We start from the raw sequence: 26,268 nt of genomic DNA, 5'->3' as shown, positions 1-26,268 counted from the left end.
ACCAATACTCATGAAAACGATTCCCTACGGATCACAATGGATTGATGATACTGATATCAATGCAGTATGTTCTGTATTGAAAAGCGACTGGCTCACGCAGGGACCGATGATTGAGCGGTTCGAAAAGGAGATCGCCGAGTACGTCGGTTCACGATACGCGGTTGCGTTTAATTCAGGTACCTCCGCACTCCATGGTGCAATGTTTGCCGCGGGAATAACTTCGGGAGACGAAGTGATTACAAGCCCCATCACGTTCGTGGCAACGCCGAATTCTGCGGCATATCAAGGTGCTCATCCGGTGTTTGTCGATATCGATATGGGAACGTACTGCATTGATCCCCAGTGTATCAAAGAAGTAATCACAGAAAAGACGAAGGTGATTGCACCTGTTGACATGGCCGGGTATCCGGTTGATCTTCCAGTAATTATGGAAATTGCGGCAGATCACGATGTTGTTGTCATTGAGGATGCTGCCCATGCACTGGGTGCAATGAGGGAGGGAACCCGGGTCGGCAGTGAGGCTGACATGACCATGTTCAGTTTCCATCCGGTCAAGCATATCACCACGGGAGAAGGCGGGATCATCACTACCAATCGTGAGGATTTTGCGGAGAGACTTCAATTATTCCGAAGCCATGGAATTACGAAGGACCCCCGGCGATTGATAAAAAATGACGGCCCGTGGTATTACGAGATGCAGGAGCTCGGTTACAATTACCGGATAACCGATTTGCAGTGTGCTCTGGGCCTATCCCAAATGAAAAAACTAGAGCACTTTATCGCCCGGAGGAATGTAATTGCCAAGATGTACAATGACGCGTTCCGTGACCGTCCAAACATAATCATTCCCCCTGTGCCCAAGGCAGCCCAATCACGACACGCCTATCACCTCTACCCCATCAGGGTGTCAGGAATAGATCGCAAGTCAGTTTTCCTGGATCTCCGTGAACAAGGTATCTTCTGTCAGGTCCATTATATTCCGGTTCATCTGCAACCGTACTACCAGGAGGTATTTGGATACCGTGAGGGAGATTATCCGATTGCGGAAGAATATTACCGGGCCGAGATCTCCCTTCCCATGTTTCCCCGGATGACTGACGATGATGTAACTCAGGTAATTACGACTGTTCAAAAAGTAATCCAGGGAAATTCATGACGGGAATAATCGCTATTGTTCAAGCAAGGATGGGCAGTACGCGACTTCCTGGGAAAGTCCTTTTGGATCTTGCCGGCAAACCGATGTTGGTCCGGGATATTGAACGTATCCGGAGATCCAAAAAAATTGACGATATCGTTATTGCTACTACAACAAAAACCGCTGATGAAAAAATTATTTCATTGTGCCGTGATAATGAATGGAATTTTTTCCGCGGCAGCGAGAATGATGTACTGGATCGCTACTACCAGGCTGCGCGGGAATATCACGCGAAAACCATTGTGCGGATTACTTCGGATTGTCCATTGATTGAGCCGAAAATTATTGATAAAATTATTGAAAAATTCTTAACATCGGAACCGGATATCGATTATGTATCAAATACATTTCCGCTACGCACGTATCCCCGGGGCCTTGATACGGAAGTGATGAGTTTTTCAGCATTGGAACGGTGCTGGAAGGAAGAGCTTAATCCGGCGTATCGTGAACATGTTACTCCTTACATTTATCGCAATCCCGATAAATTCAGAATCAGTGAAGTGAATAATGAACAGGATCTTTCATCGATGCGATGGACGGTGGATACGCCGGAAGATTTTGAGTTTGTCAATCAGGTTTACCACCGTTTTGGTGAGAGTATGTTTTCATGGACAGATGTTCTCGATTTGCTACAAAAACATCCCGAACTACTTGAGATTAACAAAGAGATTCTGCAAAAGACAATCTAAACCTGTATGACCGTAAATACGCTTCTTATCCGTGCCGATGCAAATACCCTCATCGGTACCGGCCATGTGATGCGGTGTCTTGCACTAGCTCAAGCCTGGCAGGACAATGGTGGAACGGTTACTTTTCTCATGGTGCCGGGTTCTCCCTCTCTTGAACAACGCATCCGGACAGAGGGCATGAATGTTCTCACTCTCACAGATCATCCGGGGAGTAAAGAAGATGCTGCAACTACTGTTGAATATGCAAAAAAAATTGAAGCCTCATGGGTTGTTGTTGATGGGTACCAATTTGATGCGGAGTATCAGAGACTATTGAAAGCACATAATTGCAATATCCTTTTTATTGATGATTACGGGCATGCAGAGCATTATTATGCTGATATTGTCCTCAACCAGAATATCTATGCAGAGATGTCGTTTTATAAGAATCATGAATCCTACACAAAGTTTCTGCTCGGTACAAAATATGCACTTTTAAGAAGAGAATTTCTAATTTGGGCGGGATATCGGAGGATAATTCCTCCGGTCGCACGTCGGATTCTAATCACATTCGGCGGAGGGGACCCAAATGATCTCACTGGTGCCGTGACGAAAATCCTTCGGAATGCCGCCATCGAAGACCTCGAAGTGATCGTCGTTACCGGGGGGATTTATTCGCATTTTGAGGGACTCCAGTCAATCGTCGCGGACCTGCATTGTTTCTCGATCCGGAAAAATGTCAGTAACATGCCCGAACTTATAGCCTGGGCGGATGTAGCGATCACGGCCGGTGGATCGACCTGCTGGGAACTTGCCTTCATGGGGCTTCCCTCGCTGCTCTATACCTCTGCCGACAACCAGGCCCGGGTTGTCGATGCGCTGGTCGCACAGGAAATGGCAGAACGGCTGACAAGTGAGGATCTTTTTAACCCATATGCTGGTCTAAAGAAAATTTCCGAACTGTTGTCCTCAGAGAAGACACGACAGGGCCAGTCCCGGCGGATGCGTGCTCTCGTTGATGGGGAAGGTGCCTCACGTGTCACGATGATCCTGAAAAACGAATCTGTGAGATTGCGAAAGGTCCGGGAAAATGACTCCGATTTGATCTACCGGTGGATTAATGAGCCTGAAGTACGGGCCCGATCATTCCGGCCACACTTGATCACCCCAAAAGAGCACGAGGCCTGGTTCTCTTCCGTGCTTGCCGATAAGGATCTCCACTATTTCATTGCAATCGACGAACACGATCACCCGGTCGGGCAAGCCCGTTTACGGATCGAAGACGACCATGCAGTCATCTCGGTGCTTATTGAATCCGCTTCCCGCAACAAAGGCTTGGGATCACGGGTCATCGGGATCGCGACGCGGATACTTTTCGCCCGGACCCCGGTCCGCGAAGTGCATGCTTTTATTAAAACGGGGAATGAATCTTCAATCAGAGCGTTCACGAAAGCCGGCTACACCTATGATGAGAGAACGAGCGTCGAGAACCAAGAAGCATACCTTATGAAACAACGGCGAGGTGATGACTGATGGGGGATATGATAAAGATTGGGAAGCATAACCTCGGACAGGGAAACCCAGTCTACATCATTGCCGAGCTTTCCGCGAACCACAAACAGGATTTCCAGGAAGCAGAGAAACTTATTCATGCAGCAAAATCGGCAGGAGCCGATGCGGTTAAGATCCAGACCTACACGCCGGACACACTCACGCTCAACTGCACGAATGAATTCTTCCGGATCGGCAAAGGAACGCAGTGGGAGGGAAAGAATCTCTATGAGCTTTACAGTGAAGCCTACACCCCGTGGGATTGGCAGCCGGATCTCAAGAGGATTGCGAATTCTCTGGATCTCGATCTCTTCTCGACCCCGTTTGATCCGACATCCGTGGAATTCTTACAGGAGATGAACGTCCCCGCGTATAAGATTGCCTCGTTCGAGATCGTTGACATCCCCCTGATTCGTACCATCGCCCGGACCGGCAAACCGATCATCATGTCTACCGGCATGGCATCGCGGGAAGAGATCGAAGACGCGATCACGGCGATTCGTCAGGAAGGCAACGATCAGATCTCGCTCCTGAAATGCACGAGCACCTACCCGGCGCTCCCGGAGGACATGAACATGAAGACGATCCCCGACATGGTGGAAACCTTCCATGTTCCCGTGGGGATCTCCGATCACACGCTTGGTACAACGGTTCCTGTTGTCGCAGTTGCGCTGGGGGCCTGTATCGTCGAGAAGCACCTCACCGTTTCCCGGAAGACCCTTGGTCCTGATAGCAGTTTCTCCCTTGAACCGCAGGAGTTTAAAGCGATGGTTGTGGCGGTTCGTGAAACCGAGAAGGCACTTGGGCATATTAGTTATGAAGTGAGCGAGCATGAAAAGGCGAGCCGGGTGTTCCGGAGATCGTTGTTCGTTGTCAGGGATATGAAGAAAGGGGAGTTATTTACAGAGGAGAATGTGCGATCGATTCGACCCGGTTACGGGATCGCGCCTAAAAAGATTACGGCCATTCTTGGGAAAACCGCAAGTAAAAATATTAAAAAAGGTACCCCATTAGAATGGAAGTTAATAATGTGATTGCAAAGACAAAGAGGCATATCCAATTTGAATGATTACAAAAGATTTTACACATTCAAGGAGGTACAATTCTGTGTATATTATTGCAGAAATCGGCCAAGCCCATGAGGGGAGTCTTGGTATTGCACATTCATATATCGATGCGCTTGCTGAAACGGGTGTTGATGCTGTTAAATTTCAAGTTCATATTGCTGATGCAGAGAGCAGTGTTTTTGAGCCATTCCGTGTGAATTTTTCCTATGAAGATCAAACCAGATATGATTACTGGAAACGGATGGAGTTCACTACGGAGCAATGGACAGAATTAAAAAAACACTGTGAAAAGAAAGGGTTGAATTTCATCCCATCAACATTCAGTAATGCTTCAGTAGATATGATGGAGCAGATCGGTGTAGGCGCATATAAAATTGGATCCGGGGAAGTCAATAATTTCCTGATGTTACAAAAGATCGCACGAACTGGTAAACCGGTTTATTTGTCATCGGGGATGAGTTCATTCAGTGAGATCGATTCAGCTGTTGAGTTATTAAAACATTTTAAGAATCCACTTACAATCCTCCAATGCACTTCAGCATACCCTGCCAAACCGCAAGACTGGGGTTTAAATGTTATCCCTGAATTAAAGGAGAGATACCATGTACCCGTAGGTTACAGCGATCACTCTGGTGACATTTATGCCTGCCTTGCAGCAACTACGCTGGGAGCAGAAGTATTGGAGTTCCATGTCGTTTTTGACAAGCGCATGTTTGGTCCAGATACCTGTGCATCACTCACGATAGACCAAGTAAAAATGGTTGTCACGGGCTCACATGACATTAATGTGGCCTGTAATAGCCGTATCGATAAAAATGTGATTATCACGGGTGTCCTGAAAAAAATTTTTGAAAAATCACTGGCGATCAACCGTGATCTTAAATCTGGCGAAATCATATCAGAAGATATACTGGAATCGAAAAAACCAAAAAACTGCGGGATTGATGCACGGGAATATCAAAAAGTTCTCGGAAGATCCCTAAAAAACGATTTAAAAAAGGGGAATTTCCTCAAAGAGTCCGATCTCAATGAAAAAACGTAAAATTTGTGTTGTGATTACAGCCCGACCATCGTACAGCCGAATAAAGACCGCATTGCAGGCAATACAAAATCACCCGGATCTGGAGCTTCAGCTAATTGTTGCTGCCTCAGCATTACTTGATCGATATGGAACTGTCAGCAATTATATTGAAAAAGATGGCTTCACTATCACTGCACGGGTATTTAACGTGATTGAAGGAGAAAATCTTGCGGTTGCTGCAAAAACAACTGGTGTTGGCATATTGGAGCTATCAACGATATTTGATAATATCAAACCTGATATTGTTGTTACTGTCGCGGACCGGTTTGAGACTATGGCAACCGCGATTTGTGCTGCATACATGAATATACCTCTCGCACACATCCAAGGTGGAGAGGTTACCGGTAACATCGATGAGAAAGTCCGGCATGCCATAACAAAGTTAGCGGACTACCACTTTGTTTCTTCTCAAGGGGCGTATGATCGTGTGATAAAACTGGGGGAAGATCCGCGATTAGTTTTTAATACGGGGTGTCCATCAATTGATCTTGCGGACAAGGTATTACAGAATCCAGAGCTGGATTTTGATCCATTTACCGTTTATGGCGGAGTAGGTACTGGAAAATGCACATTTAATGACGGCTATCTTGTTGTATTACAACACCCGGTTACCACGGAATATGATGCATCCCAAAAAAATGTTGAGGAAACACTACACGCCATTCAGATTTTGAATATTCCGACGTTCTGGTTCTGGCCTAATGTGGATGCCGGTTCTGATGGTACAAGCAAAGGGATACGTGCATTCCGTGAAAGACATCCAGATGCACCCATACATTTTTTCAAAAATATGGAACCAGATCACTTTTTAAAAATATTGAAGAATAGTCTTTGTTTAATTGGGAATTCCAGTGTGGGTATCAGGGAATGTGCTTATATGGGTGTTCCCGTTGTAAATATTGGAACGCGGCAGGACGGACGTGATCGTGGAAATAATGTAATTGATGTTGATTATGACCGCAAATTGATAGTAGACGCTATAAGAAAGCAGATCCAGAATGGACCTTCCGAAAAAAGTCATGTGTACGGTGGCGGATGTGCCGGTGAGATAATTGCAGATCTCCTGAGTAAAGTTGAATTAAAATTCTCAAAAAAAATATCTTACTAACCTGAAGAAACATGAGGTTGTTTGAAATGAAGCGCGTCATATATCTCGGATCCCCGGAAGGATATGAAGCATCATATGAGATTTTACATGATATTGCCGACGTTAAGCATATCACAGCAGATGCTGGCGCATTTTCAAGTGCATTACCGTATGCAGATGCCGTCCTTGATGCATCGATGAAAGTTCATATTACCGACACAATGATTGCATCTGCCCCAAAATTGCAGATAATCTCCTGTGCGACAACCGGTTCAGATCATATTGATCGTAGTGAAATCACCCGTCGTGGTATTTCCGTTCGGACATTAAAAGAGGATCCGGAACTCCTGCAAAACATCACACCTGCAGCTGAACTTTCTTGGGCTCTCCTCTTGGCCTGTGCCCGTCGACTTCCTGCAGCCATATCGCATGTTTCCGAAGGAAAATGGGTGCGTGAAGAGTTTCCGGGAATCATGTTACGAGGACGCCGGCTGGGCCTCATCGGGTGTGGCCGTATCGGAGGATGGATGAGCCGGTATGCCCGTGCTTTTGGAATGGATGTAATTGGATATGACCCCTATCTCACTGAGTGGCCTGATACAATTCAGCCTGCATCATTAGAATCAGTAATGGAGACTAGTGACTTTATCTCAATACATGTTCACTTGGGATCTGAGACTGAAGGTTTGGTTTCCCGTGCACTACTCGAAAGGATCAAACCTGGCGCCATCGTGATCAATACTTCACGGGGTCCGATTGTTGATGAAATTGCACTTCTCGATGGATTACGTTCAGGGCGTATCCACGGTGCAGGTCTGGACGTCCTGACTGGCGAACCGGATATTGAAAATCATCCCCTTGTATTGTACTCTCGGGAACACGATAATATCTTGATCACCCCCCATTGTGGTGGATTCAGCCCAGACTCAGTTCGGTTCGTATGCAGTCATGCAGCAAAAAAAATTCGTGAAACGCTTTTGAACGGAGAATCCTGTTGATCTCATTTGACCAGATGGCCGATGAAGCGGCAAAACAGGGTGTTGAGAGGGTATTTGGCATTCCCGGAAGCGGGGCAACGCTCGATCTGATCAATGCATTCAGGAAAAAGAATATCGCATTTCATCTGACCCGTTTCGAAGGATCAGGGGTCATCATGGCGGCAACAATTGGAAAACTGTCGGGCCGGGCCGGTATCTCATTGTCTATCAAGGGTCCGGGACTGGCCAATTCAATTCCGGGATTAGCTACAGCATGGTTTGAATCCATGCCAGTTGTCCATCTGACGGAGGCATTTCCGGAAAATTCTCCTTTTTCCCAAGCACATAAACGGCTCGATCATTTCACCCTGGTAAACAGTGTAACTAAAGGAATATGCAGAACAGGATCTGATGGGCCGTATTTAAGGGATATGAGCGATTGGGCTGAATCTGAAGTACCTGGTCCTGTGGTTTTCGAACTCACCGAATCGAAATCCCGGCAAGTCCCCCTCCCGAGAGATCCCCCCCTCACCGGATCGGTTGATGATCTAGTGAAAGCAATTTCCCAGGCGGAACGACCGATTGTGATTGCCGGTACCCTTGCCGAGCGGCAAGGTTGGGGAAAGAAATTAGCAGCACTTCAGGTTCCGGTTTTTAGTACCGCTGCGGCCAAAGGAGTCATTGACGAAACCCTGCCCAGTGCAGCAGGAGTGTTTACCGGTGTTGGAGAGAACCAGACTCCCGAATCGCATTTATTTCGCAAATCCGACCTCGTTATCGCTCTCGGGCTGACTGCCCGTGAAGTCCTTGCTGCAAAACCTTTTCCGTGCACCTCAGTTGCGATTGATGCGGTACATACACCCGGATATGAGGGATTCTCTTTCTCTGCTCGTGCGGGTTTACTTGCAGCGCAACCTGCATTCGAAGCTCTCAATGGGAAATCATGGGGACTGGATCTCCTCGCTGAAATACTGACACATCTCCATTCCACGATGGATAAGAACTTTCTTCCGGGACAGGTTTTTCATACCGTGAATAACCATTTTAAAGGTCGTGTTCGTGTTGTAATGGACACTGGATATTTCTGTACTATCGGTGAGCATGCTTGGTTGGCGCGTCGATCAGATTGGTGTCTGTTATCAGGCCAAGGGCGATATATGGGGGTCGGTCTTCCCATGGCCCTTGGCGCCGCCCTTTATGATTCCTCTGTACCCACGGTTGTTTTTCTGGGAGATGGAAGCATCGGGATGTATCTCGCTGAAATCACCTTGGCAGTCCGTCACCATTTACCACTCATGGTCATACTGATGAGTGATGGAGCTTTCGGCTCTATCCGCACCCGGGCAATAAAGGCGGGCCTGACGCAGGAACCCCTTATCCTTGAAGATCGGTCGTGGGTGCCTGTGCTAACTGCATTAGGCCTCACAGCAACACATGCAGAGACAATAGCAGACGTAAACGATGCCTTGACCTGCTGGAATCCGGATAACGGGCCGGCATTTCTTGAAATTTCTTTCGATCCCGATTTATACGTGGCGATGGTAAAAGGTATCCGATGAAAAAATGGACGATTCATCATGATTCATCGACATTTTCTGATTATGGGATGCGGCAGTGTAGGTAAACGGCATGCAAAGAACCTCATTGCACTGGGTTGTCGGATTTCCTGTTTTGATCCGAACCACGATCGATGTTTGGAACTAGCCTCTGGAATGCCTGTGGTGCAGAGTTTTGGTAATCTGGCTGATGCCTTGAGCATTACGGATTTGGACGGTGTGATTATTTGTTCTCCAACCGCTTTCCATCCGGAACAGACAATCAAAGCATTGAGTCGCGGATTGCCTGTACTCTTGGAGAAACCCCCTGCCCGGACTGCAGCTGATGCTCGTCGAATGGTGGATGTCATGAGAAGTACCGGTCTCCCCGTGCTGTTGGGATACACATGGCGCTGGTGGCCACCGCTTGCCCGGGTTCGCGAACTGGTAATGGCAGGAAGGATTGGCCGTATACTGCACGTCCAATTCCACATGTCGGCTCATCTCGCAGACTGGCATCCTTGGGAGCCATATCAGGATTTCTTTATGGCCAGCGCAGCTCAAGGAGGAGGTGCACTACTGGATGAGAGTCATTGGATCGACCTCATGGTATGGTTCTTCGGTTTGCCGGAGAAGCTCTCCGGCCGGGTAGAACTGATCTCAGATCTTGAAATTGAGACTGACGATAACGTTGATGTTCATCTTACCTATCCGAACAATCTTCGAATCACAATTCATCTCGATCTGTATGGCCGGCCCCATGAAAAATTTATCCGCTTTATTGGTGAAAAGGGAACGATTCTGTGGTCAGTAGAACCGAACCGTATCGCTATTGGAAACAAATCCAGCCAAACCTGGGATGAAGAATTTTTTTCTTTCGATAGAAATGACATGTTTATGTCGGTAGCACGTGAGTTTCTCGATGTCGTGAATGGCGCTCCGATCCGTACCTGCACTCTTGACGATGGTGTCCGCGTTATGGATATTATTGAGGCAATCCGTACCAGCAGCGCTGAGGATCGGACCGTCGTTCTGAATAAGGAGCCGATTCAATGAGCCTGTCGGGCAAGACAATCCTGGCGGTTATTCCGGCTCGGGGAGGATCAAAATCAATTCCCCATAAGAATATATGTATCGTTGGGGGGCTCACTCTTGTTGGAAGAGCGGGCAGGATCGCATCTTCACTACCTTGGCTGGACGCTCGGATATTGTCTACGGATGATGAAGAGATCGCGAACGAGGGCCGGCGGCATGGTCTGGATGTACCCTTCATGCGACCCAATGAATTTGCTAGTGATACGGCAACAACCGTAAGTATGTGGCGTCATGCGTGGCTCGCTGCGGAGACACATTATAATATGCATTTCGATGTTTCAGTGTTATTAGAACCGACGAGTCCATTGCGCTGCACAGAGGATGTTGAACGTACTGTCCGGGTTGTTGTGGACGAGGGTGCCCCTGCTGCAGCTACGGTATCATTAACTGCTGCACACTATACGCCCCATAAAACCCTGACCATTGATGAACGGGGAATACTTGGTTTCTACCTGCCCGATGGAGCAAAACACAGTCTGCGTCAGGGTATTCCACATTATTACCACCGGAATGGGTTATGCTACGCCGTGACGCGAAAGCACCTTGTGGACAAGGGGTGGGTCATTGACCGGGATGCGGTTGCGATCGTCGTAAATCGTCCAGTAGTAAATGTTGATGAGCCGTTTGATTTAGAGATGGCAGAATGGTTACTGTCAAGGGAGAACCGATAAAAAATCGATCTTCTGTATGCACTCATTGGATTATCACAATAATGATTATTTGGCATTATCCATAAGAATGAGAACTTAATTTTTCAAAAAATATATCTTATGAACTCTCATAATTTTAACTCTCATAATTATTCAGGTGGAGTTCCTTGATTTGTAGAATTAGACCATATAATATGGAAATCGAATATTGGAATTTCAATTGAAATAGTCAGGTATTATTCAACTATGGGGGAATTGGAATGAAAAGACACAAAAATTTTAAAGCATTTACTGAGTCCCAAGCTAAAGATTTGCTGGAAAAATATGGTGTTATTGACCGATTGGTTCAGGGGAACCAAAAGGAAATCTCCGCCAACTATTCCGATCTTGCCCACCTGTATCTGGTTGTGCGAGAGCGCAAACCATTTTCCATACTTGAGTTCGGCTCCGGGTTTAGTACAATAGTCATGGCATATGCACTAAAACAGAACTGGGACGAATATCATGCAATCGCGGCATCCCCGCAATACGAGAAACCATCAATTGTATCGATCGAGACAACTGACGTATGGAAAGATAATACTCATAACAAGATTAAACTTGCAGACCTTTCTGATTTCTCAAAAATCACCTTTTCAAAGGTCCATATCGCTGAGTACCAAGGACAGGTATGTCACTTTTATGACGAACTTCCTGATGTTGTTCCTGACTTTGTTTATCTGGACGGGCCAGATCCCATGAATGTCGAAGGCAGTATTCACGGCATATCTTATAAAAATCCGACCAGAACGGTAATGTCCGGAGATATACTTAAATATGAATCAACGCTTCTTCCGGGTTTTTTCATGGTCGTTGATGGCAGGACCAACAATGCTCGCTTTTTACAAAGAATGCTGAAAAGACCATATGAGGTTCAATACCATACAGATCCAGATATCACCACATTTGAATTGACTGAAGACCGTCTTGGAAAAAAGAATATTTATGGTTATGAAGCTTATTCGGGGAAAAAATAGTACTGTGAGGTGAGGGTGTATGCTGGTTGCTGTAAACTTTCACTATATCCGAAAGACATTCGACGCCCCGTTTCCAAGTATCTTTGGGGTTACGCCAAAAGAATTTTCCGACCAGTTGGATATTCTTGGAAAAACGGCCCAATTTCTTGGCAGTGATGATATTTGTGATATAATCGATGGGACAAAGAGTCTCCCTCCGAAAGCAGTGGTCATTACTTTTGATGATGGGTTTAAAGAGCAATATGAATTAGCGTGGCCAATACTAAAAGAAAAAGGAATTCCAGCGATTTTTTTTGTCAATACAAGACCGATTGAAGAAAATTTTGTTCCAACGGTTCATAAAATTCATATTATTCGGGCTTATACGCCACCGGAACGTTTTTTGGATATCTTAATCAGTATTTTAAAGAACCGAGGGTGTTCCCTAACTTTTCCCTCCAAACAGAAAGCGAAGGAGGTATATCGATATGATTCTGAAGAAGATGCACAATTAAAGTATTTTCTCAATTATGTGCTTAATGAAACCGAGCGGATATGTGTTGTTGATCAGTGTTTCGAAATGCTTGGTTTTAATGAGCGTCGAATAAGTAAAGACCTCTATATGACTAAAAAAATGGTTGCAGAACTTGCAAAGGCCGGTGCCATCGGGACGCATGGCCATGAGCACCTGCCGCTTGGCTTGCAGGATGATGCGACTGCAAAAAGGGATTTTGATATATCTATTCAAAAGCTTCACCAATGGACCGGGGAGAAAATTGTTTCGCTCAGTTACCCCTATGGTTTTCGAGAAGCTTGCAGCATAGATGTTGCCGAACATGCCCAGAAAAAAAATATCCGATTTGCATTTACAATGGAGAGAACTGGAAATATAACTATTGATGCTCCGATGTTTATCGGACGTTTCTCAAACAATGATGTTCCTGGCGGGAAAAATTGTATCGTTAATGATGAAGAATTCTGGACAGGACTAAAGCATGCCACATGGTTCAGGACCGGGAGGAAATAATGATAGTCAAGTTACCCGTCGGATCGTATGCACGTTTTGTTGGAGATTCATTTAGCGAAGAGGAACTTCAGAATTATATGGAACATGTGGATTACTTTACTGTTGCAAGTTATAGTGAATTGCCCAAAATTGAGGGGATTACCTCAATTAACAAGCAATGTGCCCTGATTTTTGTGAGGGCTAACGAAGAGGATCAGATATTAACCTATCGGAAAATAACTCGCAATGAAGTAAGACGTAGCTATCGAACAACTGAATATAAAGTAGAAATTAACTGTACACCGCCCGATGAGCTTTATTCATTTCATATGTTGTGTGAAAAGGAAAGGCAGTGGAAACCAGTCCCCCCCGAAGAGTTACTCGCCAGTCTGACCGTTTGCGTACGCTACAAAGAAGAGTTGATTGCGGGGATGAGTGTTTATTCAGGTAATGGTGTATTACGAGTGGGAAGGATCTTTAGCAGGCGTCGTTCTGATATATACCACGACCTTCCGAAGTCTATGATCTCAGCTGCATCGCGAATGGTTGTGCATGAGTTAACTCGTTATGCAGTGAGGAATAATATCGCAATGCTTGATCTTGGCGGGATCGATCCTGATGATCCTTCTAAAGCGGGTATTTCCCAATTTAAATTATTATTTGGATCTGAGATACGACCGGTTTGGCTTGGACGTTTTTATGGATCAGGTTATGAAGCAATAAATGCATATGCAAATAAATACGATTTTGATTTATCATGATACAACTCATTGGAAATAAATCAATTATTGTTGGAATAGCGAATGGCTTGCGAAAACAAAAGTGCGAATTTCATGTTTATGGAAATAATTGCCCAATTGATTTCGATAAAGATATTTTCACCGAAGTAAATTCGGCAAATGAACTAAAAAAGGCACTGTTGTCAGATTGTAAATCTGGTTTTCGACTATCTGCGGCAGCGCCTTGGATTTTTGATGACGCCTTTTTACAAGCATTTGAACCGTATGGGATATTTAATATCCATGGTACCTCTCTACCGCAGGATCGCGGGGGAACAATTGTTTCATGGCAGATCATGAATCGTAAAAGACTCGGATTTGCGATAATTCATAAAATGCATAAGAATCCTGATGCGGGTTCAATATTACAAGTGCAAGAATTCATTTATTCGTCATCCTGTCGTACACCTTTGGATTTCATTCAGGAATATGAAAAACAGCAGATAGATATTGGTATCAATGCATGTATTGGTTACTCCAAGGGTAATTTGGATCTAAAAAATTTATCCAAACAACCAGAATATCTATCTACCTATTGGCCACGACTAAAATCTAGTCTGAATGGATGGATCGACTGGTCTTGGAATGGATATCATCTAGAATCTTTTATTTTGGCGTTTGATGTGCCATATGATGGTGCGTATAGCACATGGCGAGGGAAGACCATTAAGATTAAAAGTGTGTTTTTTCAACCAGATCTACTTTTTGCCCCATATCAATGGGGTTTGGTATACCGAATCAATCGAGGAGAAAAACTAAGATACCTTGCAGTTGCAATTAATGGAGGGACACTTTATATTCAATCAATTTGTGATCAAAATGGGATCGATCTCATAAATCTGGTTGCAGTAGGAGACCGGTTTCTAACTCAACCACAACAGTTAAGCGAAGCGGCTAAAAGAACAGTCAAATACAATGATGGTTTGGTGGTTCAGGAAGAATTATAATTTGTTAAAACGTAAATGAGAGAGTTCGCACCTGAAGCATGAACGACAACTCATCGAAAACAAGTTTTCTGTCGTGAAAAGAAAGTACTGGGGATTTAAAGCAAGAAGATCCGCGATACAGAAAACAGAAATTGCAGGGAAAAAATTGTCTGTAACAGACACAGGTTCTTACTATTACACTTCTTTGAGTTTTTCTCCAGAGCATTAATATCCAAAATTCATGGAGGAAAAAAAGATAAGCATGGGGACAAGCAAATAGGTTCGGTAAAAAATGAAATCACCGGCGGGATTGGATTAATTTATATTAGAGAATCTAATGTTGATCAGAATCATCCGAATTTCGACTTTTTAAACATGGTGATGAGGGTAACAATTTATAATTTATGAATTAGATAACTCGTTTAAAGGAGATTACAATTTATGATTAAAACAACCATTTCTTCACGTCACTGGCTCCATCTCCATATTGAAACAAAAGCCAGAGAACTCCATGCCAAAGCATTACTCTGCTGTGTTGCTGCAGAAAGAGGATGGGGTGCAACTCTTGGACACGTTTTCCCCATGTTGCGTATGTATGAGGTGTTACCCCCTGGAGTTATAATAAATCAAAATATGGCTCTAGGGACAATGGATACCATTAAAAGAGTCCGCCTTTATGGTCATCGAATGTCTTGTTGGGATGAAGAAGGACTAATTTATCATGAAGATTTTTATCGCAGAAGACGACTTGACGTAGATACTTTTGATGCTGTTGACTATATTTTCGCATGGGGTAAACGTCAGTCAGATGATATCTGTTTGGCATTAAACCGGCCAAGCGAGAAGATAATTCTATCTGGAAATCCAAGGTTTGATCTGTTGCGGCCCGATTTTCGGAATATTTTTAATATAAATATTCAGAAAATTCACGAAAGATATGGCAAAATCATATTGATTAATACCCATTTTGGATTTTACAATCATGTTGTTACTAAAAATGTTATAGATCATTATATAAAAAGTAAAAAAATTAAATCCGTGGAAGAGGAAGTCATTATGAGACAAGTCCTTGACCACCATAAGAATTTATTCCCCCATTTTCTTCATCTTATTCCCCTACTATCAGAAAAATTCCCCAATCATACCATAATCATTAGGCCACATCCCTCGGAAAGCCATGTCCCGTGGATTGAATTAGCAAAAGACTTGAAAAATGTAAAAGTCGTATATGAGGGTAATGCAAGTGAGTGGATTTTAGCATCTGAGGTCATGATTCACAATAATTGTATGACCGGTATCGAAGCATTTCTTCTCAGTAAGCCGTCAATTTCTTACAGACCTTATGTTGATGATGAAATTGAACATCCGCTTCCAAATCAAGTGAGTTATCAGGCATTTAATGAAAAAGAATTATTGGATATAATGAATGCAATAATTAATAATGTTACAGACTTTCATTTAGATCGTGAAAAACAATTGAAATTTGCTTCGGAATACATCACAAGTATTGAGGGTAAACTGGCCTGTGATAAAATTATGGACGCTCTGGATCGACTTGATATGCCAGAAAGTGAGGCAATATTCCCATTCAGTCCTACCTTACAGGATTATAAAATATTAATTAAGAATGTCATAAAACCGAATATTTATTTAAACCAAAAATTTCCATGTTTGACATTAGACGAATTACAGGACATTTTGAAAGAATTTCAACAGGCATCAGGGCGATTCGCGGACGTAAAAATTATCCCTATTAATCCTGCAGGGGGTCTGCAAAATAGTTGTTATTGTTTTTATAAACCTTGATGAGTGTGATCGCGCGATGAAAAAGAATTATATGTTTATTAATTTAAAAAAAAAATAAAGACTTATCTTGATATTATTATTGGTACTTGTGTAAAAGATTCCTGGAATCATCTGAATTCTTGTGATGTTCTCTTGGTTAGACGGGATAATAATTGTGGATATTCATTCCATGGTAAAGCATACGCTCATCTGATTGATTCTATTGGAGAGCGATGTACCGAAAAGTCGCTGAGTGTCAGATCAATAGCCACACCATATTCAAGGCTAGTTGGGGATAAAGCCTATTTCTCTCCGGTTTCTTATAACCAATTAGCAACAATTATTTTTGTTATCAGGCAATTGTTATATACATTTCGAGGGCGGGAAATTGCTTTAGAATGGGAAAACACATACCGAGTAAATTTGTGGTGTCAAATTCTTGACAAAGCTACCCCAAAGTGCATTATTGGAATTCTGCCGGATAAATATCTCTGCCAGGCAGGAAAAATAAAGAAGATACCTGTGTACGATCTTCAACATGGGGTAATTGCTGATAATCATCCATTGTACGGTGAGAAATACCAAGTAAATTCTCGAACAGATGCTCTTCCCGATGGATACCTTTGCTGGAATGAGCAGAGTGTAATTACCATTTCAAAATGGGCAAAATATAAAAGTATTCGTGTTATAAATGTTGGGAATCCATGGTTTTTACGTTTTATCAGAAATAATCCAGAAGATCTACTGGTTCATGAAGCAATAACTGATGAATATAAAAATGAAGACACTCGCCCCTGTATTGTTGTGACATTAGAGTGGGGCCTGGAAAGATACTATTTGGAGGGTAATTTCAATGGTGTTATGGTTAGTGCACTTGAAACAGTGATTTTGGATACAGCAAAATTATATAATTGGATCCTCCGATTACATCCAGTTCATCTTCGGGGTAGCGAGAAAGATATGGTGCTCAATTACTTAAGAAAAACCTTTGGAACAGAAGAAGCTCAAAGATGGCTTATCTCAAGTGAGATGCCATTACCGATTCTGTTGAGAGGAACTGATCTCCATATCTCCGATATCAGCTCGGTTGTCATCGAAGCTGCATGGATGGGCATACGGAGTGGCTTATTAAATCAAAATTTAAATCATGGGGGAAAATTTGAGAATTATTATTCCTATGAACGCTGTTTGGGTATGGCCGAAGTTCTACCGCAGGATCCCGAAATAATAAAAAAATGGATTAATGATACTCTGGCTAAAGGTCGAGGGGAATCCACGCTGAATGATTCGGGTCAGAATCTGGATTTCTTTATTGATGAAATAGCAGAAAAAACCGCATGAGGGATCTCTGGCAACTCTGAATATGTGAATATATTCATGGAAGAAGGGAATTTTATTCGCCATTGACAATTGATGATCCCTTCAATTGAACTAGACTCTCATGAAGTATTTGAAGGGGGGTTAAATCATATATTTAAAAGTAAAACAAATAAGTGATATGAAAGAATCAAAACCTACAATGTTTGTTTTAACATCCTTATTTTTTAATGAGTTTGGTAATCAGTCAATGTTTGAATCAATTCGAGGATACAGTAAATATTTTGAAATATACTTTTTTACCTGTGGAGATATCAATGAAAAACTTTTCTACAATCAAACAGATATTAATAACAAATTACCAAATGTAAATTTTTTTTTAATAAAAAATCCGTTGATTTATTATGGGAAATCTTTTTTACATTGGTTTAATAAATTTTCCGTGCGATTTTCATCAAAAGCAATAGAAAAATCGGAAAAAGATTCTAATGGAAAAAATGTTATCTCAAATTCATATCGGAATAATAACCTATTAATAAGAATAAGTGCATTTTACGTGAATAATCTTTTACTTTATCTGTACACAAAAAGATTTTCCACTAATTCCGGAATAATTCCCGATTATATTTGCGCATATGAATGTGGGGGAGTAATTCCTACAATAAAACTGAAAAAAAAATTTCCAAAATCTATAGCATTTGGGAAATTTCAAGGGACTGTTCTTGGTAGTGTTTTAGATCTCCTTAAAAAGGGAAAAAAAATAAAAGGATTTAATTTAGAATTAGATTCATATTCGCAGGTAAAATATTTAGATTTGTGTATAATGACGGATGATGGAACAAAGGGCGATAATGTGCTTGAATATTTCGGTGTAGACAAAAATAAAATCTTGTTTTTGCACAATGGAATATCAGACAAAATAATTCATAAAACTAAAGAAAAACCAATTTCTACCTTTAGTAATCGTCAAATTAAACTATTTACTGCAAGTAGATTAATTTATTGGAAAAGGATTCCATTAGCAATAAAAATAATGAATAAACTGAAGAATCAATATTCGGATGATCGATTTATTTTAAATATATATGGGTTTGGTAATGAAATGGAAATTCAGGAAATTACCCAATTAATCGATCAATTTGGTCTTGAACAAACGGTTTTTTATCAGGGTCCATTTTCATATGATAATGTAAATGATATCTATAATGAAAATGACATTTTACTTTCACTCTATATGTTTTCAAATGTGTGCAATCCAGTACTGGAATCTGCGTATTTGGGTATCCCTGTCTTAACATTATATAATAAAGAGTTAATGGGTGTAATTGGTGGAGAACAGTACGGCAATAGATTCTTTGATGATTCTAATGATGACAAAATCGTTGATGATATTTCAAAATATCTTCATGCATTAACAAACGATGATTTATTTAAATTACTATCAGAGGCTAAGACGCGATCGAATTTACAATATTCATGGGATGAAAGAATTTTGAGTGAAGTTTTAAGGTTGAAAAATTTGGCTCTGTAGAAATCCTAATCCAAAATAGATTGTACCGACGACCGAAAGATCTAAGGTACAATGTCTCCTTTTCTTGATTGTGAAGTCAAAAAGAAAGGAGACAATTAAGAAATCAGCGAGCCGGTGCTCTGTAGAAAACCTTCACCGATTCTTACAATTTCTCATCGTGAAGGTTTTCTACAGAGCAAAAATTAATGTAAAATATCACAATTATCAGACATTAGTTAAATAGCAAATCTAACATTTAAAATTTAAAAATTTTAGTGCGAATTATATGTCATAAAAGTCAACCTTATCATTTGCATAAATTTTATTATCCGTTGAATTTGGTTTCTGCGAGTTTTTTGGCATAATTATATATTTATAAGGATATTTTTTTGTATCTCCCGAATAAGAATAATCAAAGGTATGCTTGACAAAATGGAACAATTCAGATAGTGATGTCGGAAATGGAGATAATTCTATTTTTAATAGATTTTTATCAATATTATGATAAATTAATTGGTCTGTGGGCATAAGTACTAATGGGTTTGAAATAAATGGTGCGATTTGCCTGGGATATCCTCCTCCAATATTCTGATTATTTGTTTCATGCTGGATAAACCCGGTCAGGGCATAATCGGGCTCCTGTAAATAATTTTTATACCCCCCCTCATCAGTGCTGGTATATCTGATTTGGACGGTATATGCAGAAAATACAATAATTGCGATCAGGATTATCATACATAAAAGAGAGCGGTTTTGTTGAACCTTGGATGTAAGGAAAAAAATCCCATATACAGACAACATCGCCCAAAACGGCAGCAATGTTTCATAAAAGTATATTGAATAGTAGAGAAACGGTAAAAAAAATAAAAATGCATAAATGAGAAACGATTCATTGACCGATTTTTTAGAATCGAATATTAAATAGATCACACCGAGAATGGACAAGGGAATCAGGAGGCCCAGTCGCGCAGTCAGTATGACAATTAAAAACAGAACAGATTCATACCAGATGTTCAGGTTAAAATTAAAAAATATTTTATATTCATTCAACCAGTTTCCAGGGATTAAGAAAAACTGCAGAATAAAAACTGAAATAAAAATTCCGCATAAGATATAAGGATAATAATGATGTTTGAAAATTTTTGATAAATACCGGTTGTCCGAATAAACAATATACTTTGTAAATAGGAATGCCAGTATAATTAGAATGAACAGAACAAATGTTTTATGAATGCTTGCGAGAATGATAAAAAAAACTATAAACAGGGAAATATACTTGATATCCCGGACATTTTTAATTTTTAACAGGCACCAAATCACAAGAGGAATGAACATTAAAATAAGCCCCCGGGAAGAAACGGTCCATGATGTAAACTTGATTGCAAGTGGGGAAACGGAAAAAATGAATGCGGCTGTCAATTGAAAGACTTGGTCTTTTTTTAATTCCCCTGCTAGTATATAGAAAGTGAAGATGCCGAATATCGCAAAAAATAATGAATCAAAAAAAATCGTTGACTCCATGGGTAAATTCGTTAACAATGATGTAACTGCGAGAAAATGGGGAAGTCCCGAGGAATACGAAAAGGGGTAAAGCCCAAAAAAAGAAAGCGGTGACAGAAGCCATTCCGATGAGGAATTATCAACAATCGATTGAGCAAGCTCATGGATATAATAGGAATCGTTTCCCAGTTCATGAGGAGATAGTGGGTACCGGAAAAGTATATTGAGGATGACAAGCAGGAGAAAAATAAATCCCAGTTCTCGTCTCGACAATCCCACAAAATCACCAAAATTCAATTATATCTACTGATATGAGCAATGGATATTATAAATTATCAGTATCACTTGTCATTTACAAAAAGTTCTTTTGAAAATGGGGATCCTCTTTCATAATATCGAAACTACGGGGAAAATTTTCAATAAACCATACAAAAAAAGCCGAAATGTCAATCTTGTCCTGAAGCATCCGGTCGACTTTCTGTTGCCATATTTTTTTCAAATCCGTCTGTTCTATAAGTTTTTTCGCCATATTGATCGCATCGGTGGCATTAGTAAAGTTAAAAACCAAGCCATACTTGTTCTCTAATTCATTTAAATAATTGATCTGAATCGACATGGGGTGATAAACAACCGCCGGAGTACCAATTATGCCGGCTTCAGCAGTCATCGTTCCTGAATCTCCTACAAGCATCTCTGCAAAATAAATAGCATCGTGCATTTTATGAATGGGAATTTTTATCTGATATTCTGCAAGGTCCGGGGGCAGTGGAATTTCTGAAGAAATAAAAACCCTGAGTTGTTTCTCGAAACTTCGGACGAGTTCCCTTTTTTGATCGTCAGAAAAACCCGTCACACCCACATCATGTGATGCATCAAAAGCACTGAATCGCAGTATGACATACTTTTCATCTTGACTGATACCGAGAATATCCAATATACCCGGGTCGGGGGTAAAATACCGGGGATGAAGATATGCTAATTCTTTATACCCTTTCACACGGATCTGTTTTGGTCCGAGATCCTTGAAAAAAAAGAATGGTGTCAGCATAACATCAGTAAATGGCATCGTTAAATGTATTATCAGGTTGGCGGTATCTGTATCATAATATGTTATTGATTTTTTTCCCAACAATTTGCTGACCTGGGCAGAATAGGGAGATCCCAGACTGACAAAAATATCCGGGTTAAACTCTTTCGAGATGTTGTATAGCATATAATCATTTTTTATCAGGATGAACGCCTTTTTAACAATCCCTTTGGCATTATACCCGATCAACTCATAGTCCAGATTATGGAGATCCAATAATTGCGTTGTAATATTTTCTCTTTCTCTGACACAGATTTTTATTGAATGATTGTTCAGTTGCAACAGATGGATGATATTCTTAAAAAAATGGACATCTGCCGGATGACCAATATCAAACAGTATTCTCATAAGGATCAAATAATTCGTTCTTCGACAATATTCTGGTGAATTTTATCTGAATACAATCAAGATAGAAATAATTACAAATATGAGTTCTATCCCGTAAAGAAAATATACCACATCTTTTTCAAATACTTTCGCTTTTACTCTCTTGAGTGATGCCAGTGCGAAATGGGTCATATGAGTTATCCGTTCGAATGGCTGCTCAAGACTACCGTCATCATAAACCTTTGCAAATGCTTCTCCTTTGCAATGACTCCGAAGTACGAGGAGAAAATCGATGATATAGGGAATAAACAGGATTAAAGCAATTTTTTCGAGGTCTCCCAATATCGCAATGCACGCAATCAGGGCACCGACAGGATACGTCAGGGAATCCCCGGGAAATACTTTTGCAGGATACCAGTTAAACCAGAGAAACGCGAGAAGTGCACCAACCATGCAAAAAGCAAGTGCAGCAACTTCAATCTTATTTGTATAATAAGCCAATGCACCGAGTGTGGTTAGAATAATCACTCCCATTCCGGCCTCCAGCCCATTATACCCGGCGAGGATATTGAACCCGTTGGATGCACACATGATCGCAAACGGGATAATTATCAGGGGATAGATTATCCCCCAGTTAATTTCTCCTATAAATGGAAGTTCCATCCAGGTATTTCCGGCATTGATCACCATGAGTGGTATCGCTGCGGGAATTGCCAGGAGTGGTTTTAACCATTGTGGTAATCCTGCTTTCCAGCCAAGCAGATCATCGGTCATTCCAATAATTGCGATAAGTAAGACTGTGCACAGAACTGCAAAAATTTCCAGAGTAATCGGATCATTTATCTTAAAAATAAATGTCTGTGCCCCTATGAAGAGAAGAAGCCCAAAAACGAAACCAAATACAACACAGATCCCTCCCATCTCTGCTACGAGGGGTTTACCGGGTTTATTCATATCCGGCCCGACAATCCCATTCATAAGGGCCTTTTTAATCCATATCCGGAGAATATAGAACGTGCTGAAAAAGCTGATAAGACCAAAAAAAAACTGTAAAATTTCCATCAGACTCTACCCTCTCTGAATATAATAGTCGAAATGAATAATAAAACGTTATTGTATTGGTTCAAAAATTTTCACGCCATCACCGTAACGCAGCTGATAATTTTTTTCAGAGTACGTATGGTTGATTGCCGGAAATTTAGCATCTGTTGCGGAAAATGGTGGAGTGTATCCGGGCATTGACATTGATGTATGAGAGAGATAAATCAATGGTCTCTGTATCATGTTTACTCTATCTCGTGTCTGTGCACTATTTGGATCCCGAATGATACTCCGGATCAGAACATAGTTCTGATTATACTGGTCCACACCCACAATAAGGTAAGGAAGATTTGCTACTTGAATGCCGGTAATCGGATATATCCACGCACCGGTATCGTCGATATTGATACAGGTATATCCTGATAAATTCTGGGCTCCCAGCCATTCCATTGCCTGATAGTCCTCTTTTGGTAACGCCCAGGAGCCAGCATAACTGTAGAATATTGCACCCATTGAAAGTGCGCCGATCGCTATGATCAAGAGTACGACGCCAGTTTTTATTTCCCGTTTTGAATTAACGATTGCAACGACAGTATATGCGGCAAAAATACTCAACGGGATGTACAAAAGGGAAATTATCCGGTCCGGAAGGGAAGACAAGGATAATACCCGGGTATCCACTGCTATTGCCAATCCAATAAGGGCAATGGTTGCAGCAACTGTAAATCGATCTAAATTATCCTTGCGGTAAACCGCGATCACCAGGCCAAATATTGATAATATTCCCCAGAACCAGCGGGCAATAAAATCAGATGCGATCTGTTTGTTCGAAATTAGTGAAAGGAAAAAATCTGGTTTATGGAAGGGGACGGTCAACATGATCATGACCAGACCAACTCCAATGAAAAGAATAATGTACGGATAAAACCTTTTTATCTGGGTTTGTTTTTCATTCCAGATCTCAATAATCAGCCAGACAAGGAGTATTCCGAAGAAAATACCAAGATATCGTGTGTGCGTGAAGAGAATCCCGACAAGAATTAACGGCAGGAGCCGTTTTTCGACAAAAATTGTGAGTACTCCGGCAACAAGAAGCATTTCTGCCGCTGCAGAGGGATACCCCGCCCATATAAGATATACATAGTGTTGTGAAAAACAAATTGCGGAAAAAATGAATGCGTAGAATGCAATTTCATCTTTTTTTAATTCCCGGATTAGTGAATAAATCGTGATGGGGATAATGGCTGTAATGAGAACCGGGATAACCTGAATAGTCGTGAGGATTGACGATCCACTGCCCCAGAAAAATGAATAGAAATGGAATGCCTTTGGATAAATTTCCCAGTATGTGCCAAACGGGGGTAGACTGATGGGAAGACTCTGACCATCGACAAGCATCCGGATTATTGATGCATGCGTTACGGCATCTCCTGCCATCCACATGACAATCCAATCGAAAAAGGAGATAAGTGAGATAACATAGACTGTAGAAAAAATGAGGATTATCCAATCATTCCTGTCTAATTCTGCTTTTAATGTGGTTCTTATCGGAATAATGGTGATAATACAGATAATAAGAATGAAAAACTGGGTAAAAAACACATTTATTAATAACAGATTTGCAACGATTCCTCCAAGTGCAAGGAGGATAAAACCTATACAAAAGGAAAGAATGATTTTTGAAAGCCATCTCCCCGTTTTAATAAAATAAAATGTAATCGGAATCCCGCAGATCGTTGTTCCGGAAAAGATGATTATTGCATAAATGATTTTAACGATGAGATCAATCATCTGCATTACTCCGGGGCAATCTAATTATCGATTGACTATTGAAGTATAAATATCGTTTTAAAATCAAGTCTGGGAATAAAGATGGCGATAAAGGTACCAACCCATATCAGACTCCTTTTTGGGATTATTATTATTATTATCCTCGTACTCATTCTCGATCCTTCGAAAATTATCTCAGCCCTTTTCTCAATAAATATTTTTTATCTTATCCCGGCAGTCCTTGTGTATGCACTCACCTTATTCATCCTCTCATACCGATGGCAGAAAATCCTCCTGGACATGGGTATCCGGATTCCACTTATAGAAGCGTATTCTGCGTTTGTGGGGGGTTTGCTCATTTCTGATGTTACACCCGGCCGTATCGGGGAACTCTCACGACCGCTCCTGCTCGAAAAAAGCAACCAGGGCAGTAAGAGTTTTCTCTCATTTATTCTCGACCGGAGCATAGATCTTGTAACGATTATTATACTGGGGATATTCGGGATCCTCTTTATTATTCCGGGAGAAAAAGGAAAATTTATCTGGGCGTTGTCAATTCCGGTTGCCGCGATCCTCCTGATTATCGGATTCTGGCATTCACACAGTTCCCTGCAAAAAATCATTCAGTTTTTCAATCTTCCGAAACTCACCACTATTTTTCAGGACCTTGAAGACGCCTGCACCAGTATCCGGTTTCCGAAAAAAACGGTATTGCGTTCAGTGTTATTGACAATAATTGCCTGGTGCGGGCATACTGCACGATTGGTGATCATCGCCCTATCACTTGGATATACCGTGGAGGCATTGCAGTTGTTATGTATCCTGCCACTCGTCAGCATCCTCTCAATCCTGCCTTTAACTATATCCGGACTGGGTCTGGTTGAAGGGAGTCTGGCAGTGATCCTTTCAGATATGGGTATTCCGCTGTATGTGGGATTGACCATTGCACTCATTGACCGTGGGATAACCGTTGCATTCCATTTATTGGTTGGACTGCCGGTGATCAAAAAAAATATTGCTCTGTAGAAATCCTCTTTCGCAAAGATGGGGGCTGAAGCCCCCATACCCCTTAGGGATCACGGTCGCCGACCAAAAAGGGCGAGTCGGAGAATCCTTATGGAATCTTCTCCCGTCTCATTCCTGCGGAATTCGACGCCCCGCGGCGACCTCAATTTCCAGTCATCCCCGGAGCCCTGAAAATTTTCATTTTTGGAGAGTGGTAATACGTCGTTATCGCATATGGGGGTGCCCCAACGGTGGGGAAAGAATCTTCGCATCAGCGATGATTCTTTCGAGAAGAATTTTTACAAATTCTTCGA

At 41.6% G+C, this 26,268-nt stretch carries 22 protein-coding genes; 18 read left to right on the top strand and 4 right to left on the bottom strand.

Features of this window, described 5'->3' with window-relative positions:
- Nucleotides 1–10 precede the first annotated feature (10 nt).
- From pseC to M0R30_RS08980, 17 genes are all read left to right on the top strand, one after another.
- The gene (pseC, locus tag M0R30_RS09060; protein WP_292546063.1) at nt 11–1,156 is read left to right on the top strand and encodes a UDP-4-amino-4,6-dideoxy-N-acetyl-beta-L-altrosamine transaminase; all 1,146 of its coding nucleotides are present in this window, start codon (nt 11–13) and stop codon (nt 1,154–1,156) included.
- Nucleotides 1,153–1,884, top strand: coding sequence for a glycosyltransferase family protein (locus M0R30_RS09055; protein ID WP_292546061.1), 732 nt, complete (start codon nt 1,153–1,155; stop codon nt 1,882–1,884). The genes pseC and M0R30_RS09055 overlap by 4 nt, the downstream gene beginning before the upstream one ends.
- Before the next feature lie 6 nt (nt 1,885–1,890).
- Nucleotides 1,891–3,396, top strand: a complete 1,506-nt coding sequence (pseG, locus tag M0R30_RS09050; RefSeq protein ID WP_292546060.1) for a UDP-2,4-diacetamido-2,4,6-trideoxy-beta-L-altropyranose hydrolase — start codon at nt 1,891–1,893, stop codon at nt 3,394–3,396.
- Nucleotides 3,396–4,448, top strand: coding sequence for a pseudaminic acid synthase (gene pseI, locus M0R30_RS09045; protein ID WP_292546058.1), 1,053 nt, complete (start codon nt 3,396–3,398; stop codon nt 4,446–4,448). Before pseG ends, pseI begins: the two co-directional genes overlap by 1 nt.
- Nucleotides 4,449–4,521: 73 nt before the next feature.
- Nucleotides 4,522–5,523, top strand: coding sequence for an N-acetylneuraminate synthase family protein (locus tag M0R30_RS09040; protein ID WP_292546056.1), 1,002 nt, complete (start codon nt 4,522–4,524; stop codon nt 5,521–5,523).
- Nucleotides 5,510–6,670, top strand: a complete 1,161-nt coding sequence (gene neuC, locus M0R30_RS09035; RefSeq protein WP_292546054.1) for a UDP-N-acetylglucosamine 2-epimerase — start codon at nt 5,510–5,512, stop codon at nt 6,668–6,670. The genes M0R30_RS09040 and neuC overlap by 14 nt, the downstream gene beginning before the upstream one ends.
- A 26-nt stretch (nt 6,671–6,696) precedes the next feature.
- The gene (locus M0R30_RS09030; RefSeq protein ID WP_292546052.1) at nt 6,697–7,647 is read left to right on the top strand and encodes an NAD(P)-dependent oxidoreductase; all 951 of its coding nucleotides are present in this window, start codon (nt 6,697–6,699) and stop codon (nt 7,645–7,647) included.
- On the top strand, nt 7,644–9,185 hold the full coding sequence (locus tag M0R30_RS09025; RefSeq protein ID WP_292546050.1) for a thiamine pyrophosphate-binding protein: 1,542 nt from the start codon (nt 7,644–7,646) through the stop codon (nt 9,183–9,185). Before M0R30_RS09030 ends, M0R30_RS09025 begins: the two co-directional genes overlap by 4 nt.
- Before the next feature lie 18 nt (nt 9,186–9,203).
- Nucleotides 9,204–10,217: a Gfo/Idh/MocA family oxidoreductase gene (locus M0R30_RS09020; protein WP_292546048.1), complete on the top strand. Its 1,014-nt coding sequence runs from the start codon at nt 9,204–9,206 to the stop codon at nt 10,215–10,217.
- On the top strand, nt 10,214–10,927 hold the full coding sequence (locus M0R30_RS09015) for an acylneuraminate cytidylyltransferase family protein (RefSeq protein WP_292546046.1): 714 nt from the start codon (nt 10,214–10,216) through the stop codon (nt 10,925–10,927). Before M0R30_RS09020 ends, M0R30_RS09015 begins: the two co-directional genes overlap by 4 nt.
- 239 nt (nt 10,928–11,166) lie before the next feature.
- Entirely contained in the window at nt 11,167–11,922 is a 756-nt protein-coding gene (locus M0R30_RS09010; protein WP_292546043.1) for a hypothetical protein, read from the top strand.
- A 19-nt stretch (nt 11,923–11,941) separates the two neighbouring features.
- Nucleotides 11,942–12,928 carry a polysaccharide deacetylase family protein gene (locus M0R30_RS09005; protein WP_292546041.1) on the top strand — a complete coding sequence of 329 codons (987 nt, stop codon included), beginning with the start codon at nt 11,942–11,944 and terminating at the stop codon, nt 12,926–12,928.
- Nucleotides 12,928–13,668, top strand: coding sequence for a hypothetical protein (locus M0R30_RS09000; RefSeq protein WP_292546039.1), 741 nt, complete (start codon nt 12,928–12,930; stop codon nt 13,666–13,668). Before M0R30_RS09005 ends, M0R30_RS09000 begins: the two co-directional genes overlap by 1 nt.
- Nucleotides 13,665–14,633, top strand: coding sequence for a hypothetical protein (locus M0R30_RS08995; protein WP_292546037.1), 969 nt, complete (start codon nt 13,665–13,667; stop codon nt 14,631–14,633). The genes M0R30_RS09000 and M0R30_RS08995 overlap by 4 nt, the downstream gene beginning before the upstream one ends.
- A gap of 420 nt (nt 14,634–15,053) precedes the next feature.
- Nucleotides 15,054–16,418 carry a surface carbohydrate biosynthesis protein gene (locus M0R30_RS08990; protein ID WP_292546035.1) on the top strand — a complete coding sequence of 455 codons (1,365 nt, stop codon included), beginning with the start codon at nt 15,054–15,056 and terminating at the stop codon, nt 16,416–16,418.
- A 132-nt stretch (nt 16,419–16,550) separates the two neighbouring features.
- Entirely contained in the window at nt 16,551–17,738 is a 1,188-nt protein-coding gene (locus tag M0R30_RS08985; RefSeq protein WP_292546033.1) for a hypothetical protein, read from the top strand.
- Nucleotides 17,739–17,895: 157 nt separating this feature from the next.
- Nucleotides 17,896–19,245, top strand: a complete 1,350-nt coding sequence (locus M0R30_RS08980; RefSeq protein WP_292546031.1) for a glycosyltransferase — start codon at nt 17,896–17,898, stop codon at nt 19,243–19,245.
- A 261-nt stretch (nt 19,246–19,506) separates the two neighbouring features.
- On the opposite strand, the gene M0R30_RS08975 is transcribed toward M0R30_RS08980, so the two are convergent.
- The 4 genes from M0R30_RS08975 to M0R30_RS08960 form a co-directional block, all read right to left on the bottom strand.
- Nucleotides 19,507–19,959 carry a hypothetical protein gene (locus tag M0R30_RS08975; protein WP_292546029.1) on the bottom strand — a complete coding sequence of 151 codons (453 nt, stop codon included), beginning with the start codon at nt 19,957–19,959 and terminating at the stop codon, nt 19,507–19,509.
- 1,117 nt (nt 19,960–21,076) lie between these two features.
- Entirely contained in the window at nt 21,077–22,159 is a 1,083-nt protein-coding gene (locus M0R30_RS08970; RefSeq protein WP_292546027.1) for a DUF354 domain-containing protein, read from the bottom strand.
- Nucleotides 22,160–22,201: 42 nt separating this feature from the next.
- Nucleotides 22,202–23,200 carry a glycosyltransferase 4 family protein gene (locus M0R30_RS08965; protein ID WP_292546025.1) on the bottom strand — a complete coding sequence of 333 codons (999 nt, stop codon included), beginning with the start codon at nt 23,198–23,200 and terminating at the stop codon, nt 22,202–22,204.
- Between the two features lie 48 nt (nt 23,201–23,248).
- Nucleotides 23,249–24,970 carry a hypothetical protein gene (locus M0R30_RS08960; protein ID WP_292546023.1) on the bottom strand — a complete coding sequence of 574 codons (1,722 nt, stop codon included), beginning with the start codon at nt 24,968–24,970 and terminating at the stop codon, nt 23,249–23,251.
- 81 nt (nt 24,971–25,051) lie between these two features.
- Between M0R30_RS08960 and M0R30_RS08955 the strand changes: the two genes are divergently transcribed.
- On the top strand, nt 25,052–25,975 hold the full coding sequence (locus M0R30_RS08955) for a lysylphosphatidylglycerol synthase transmembrane domain-containing protein (protein ID WP_292546021.1): 924 nt from the start codon (nt 25,052–25,054) through the stop codon (nt 25,973–25,975).
- The last annotated feature ends 293 nt before the right edge of the window (nt 25,976–26,268 follow it).

It is taken from the genome of Methanoregula sp. (assembly GCF_023227875.1).
Lineage (GTDB): Archaea > Halobacteriota > Methanomicrobia > Methanomicrobiales > Methanospirillaceae > Methanoregula.
The sequence above is the reverse complement of the archived record's forward strand: the minus strand, read 5'-3'. Positions and strand labels throughout refer to the sequence as shown.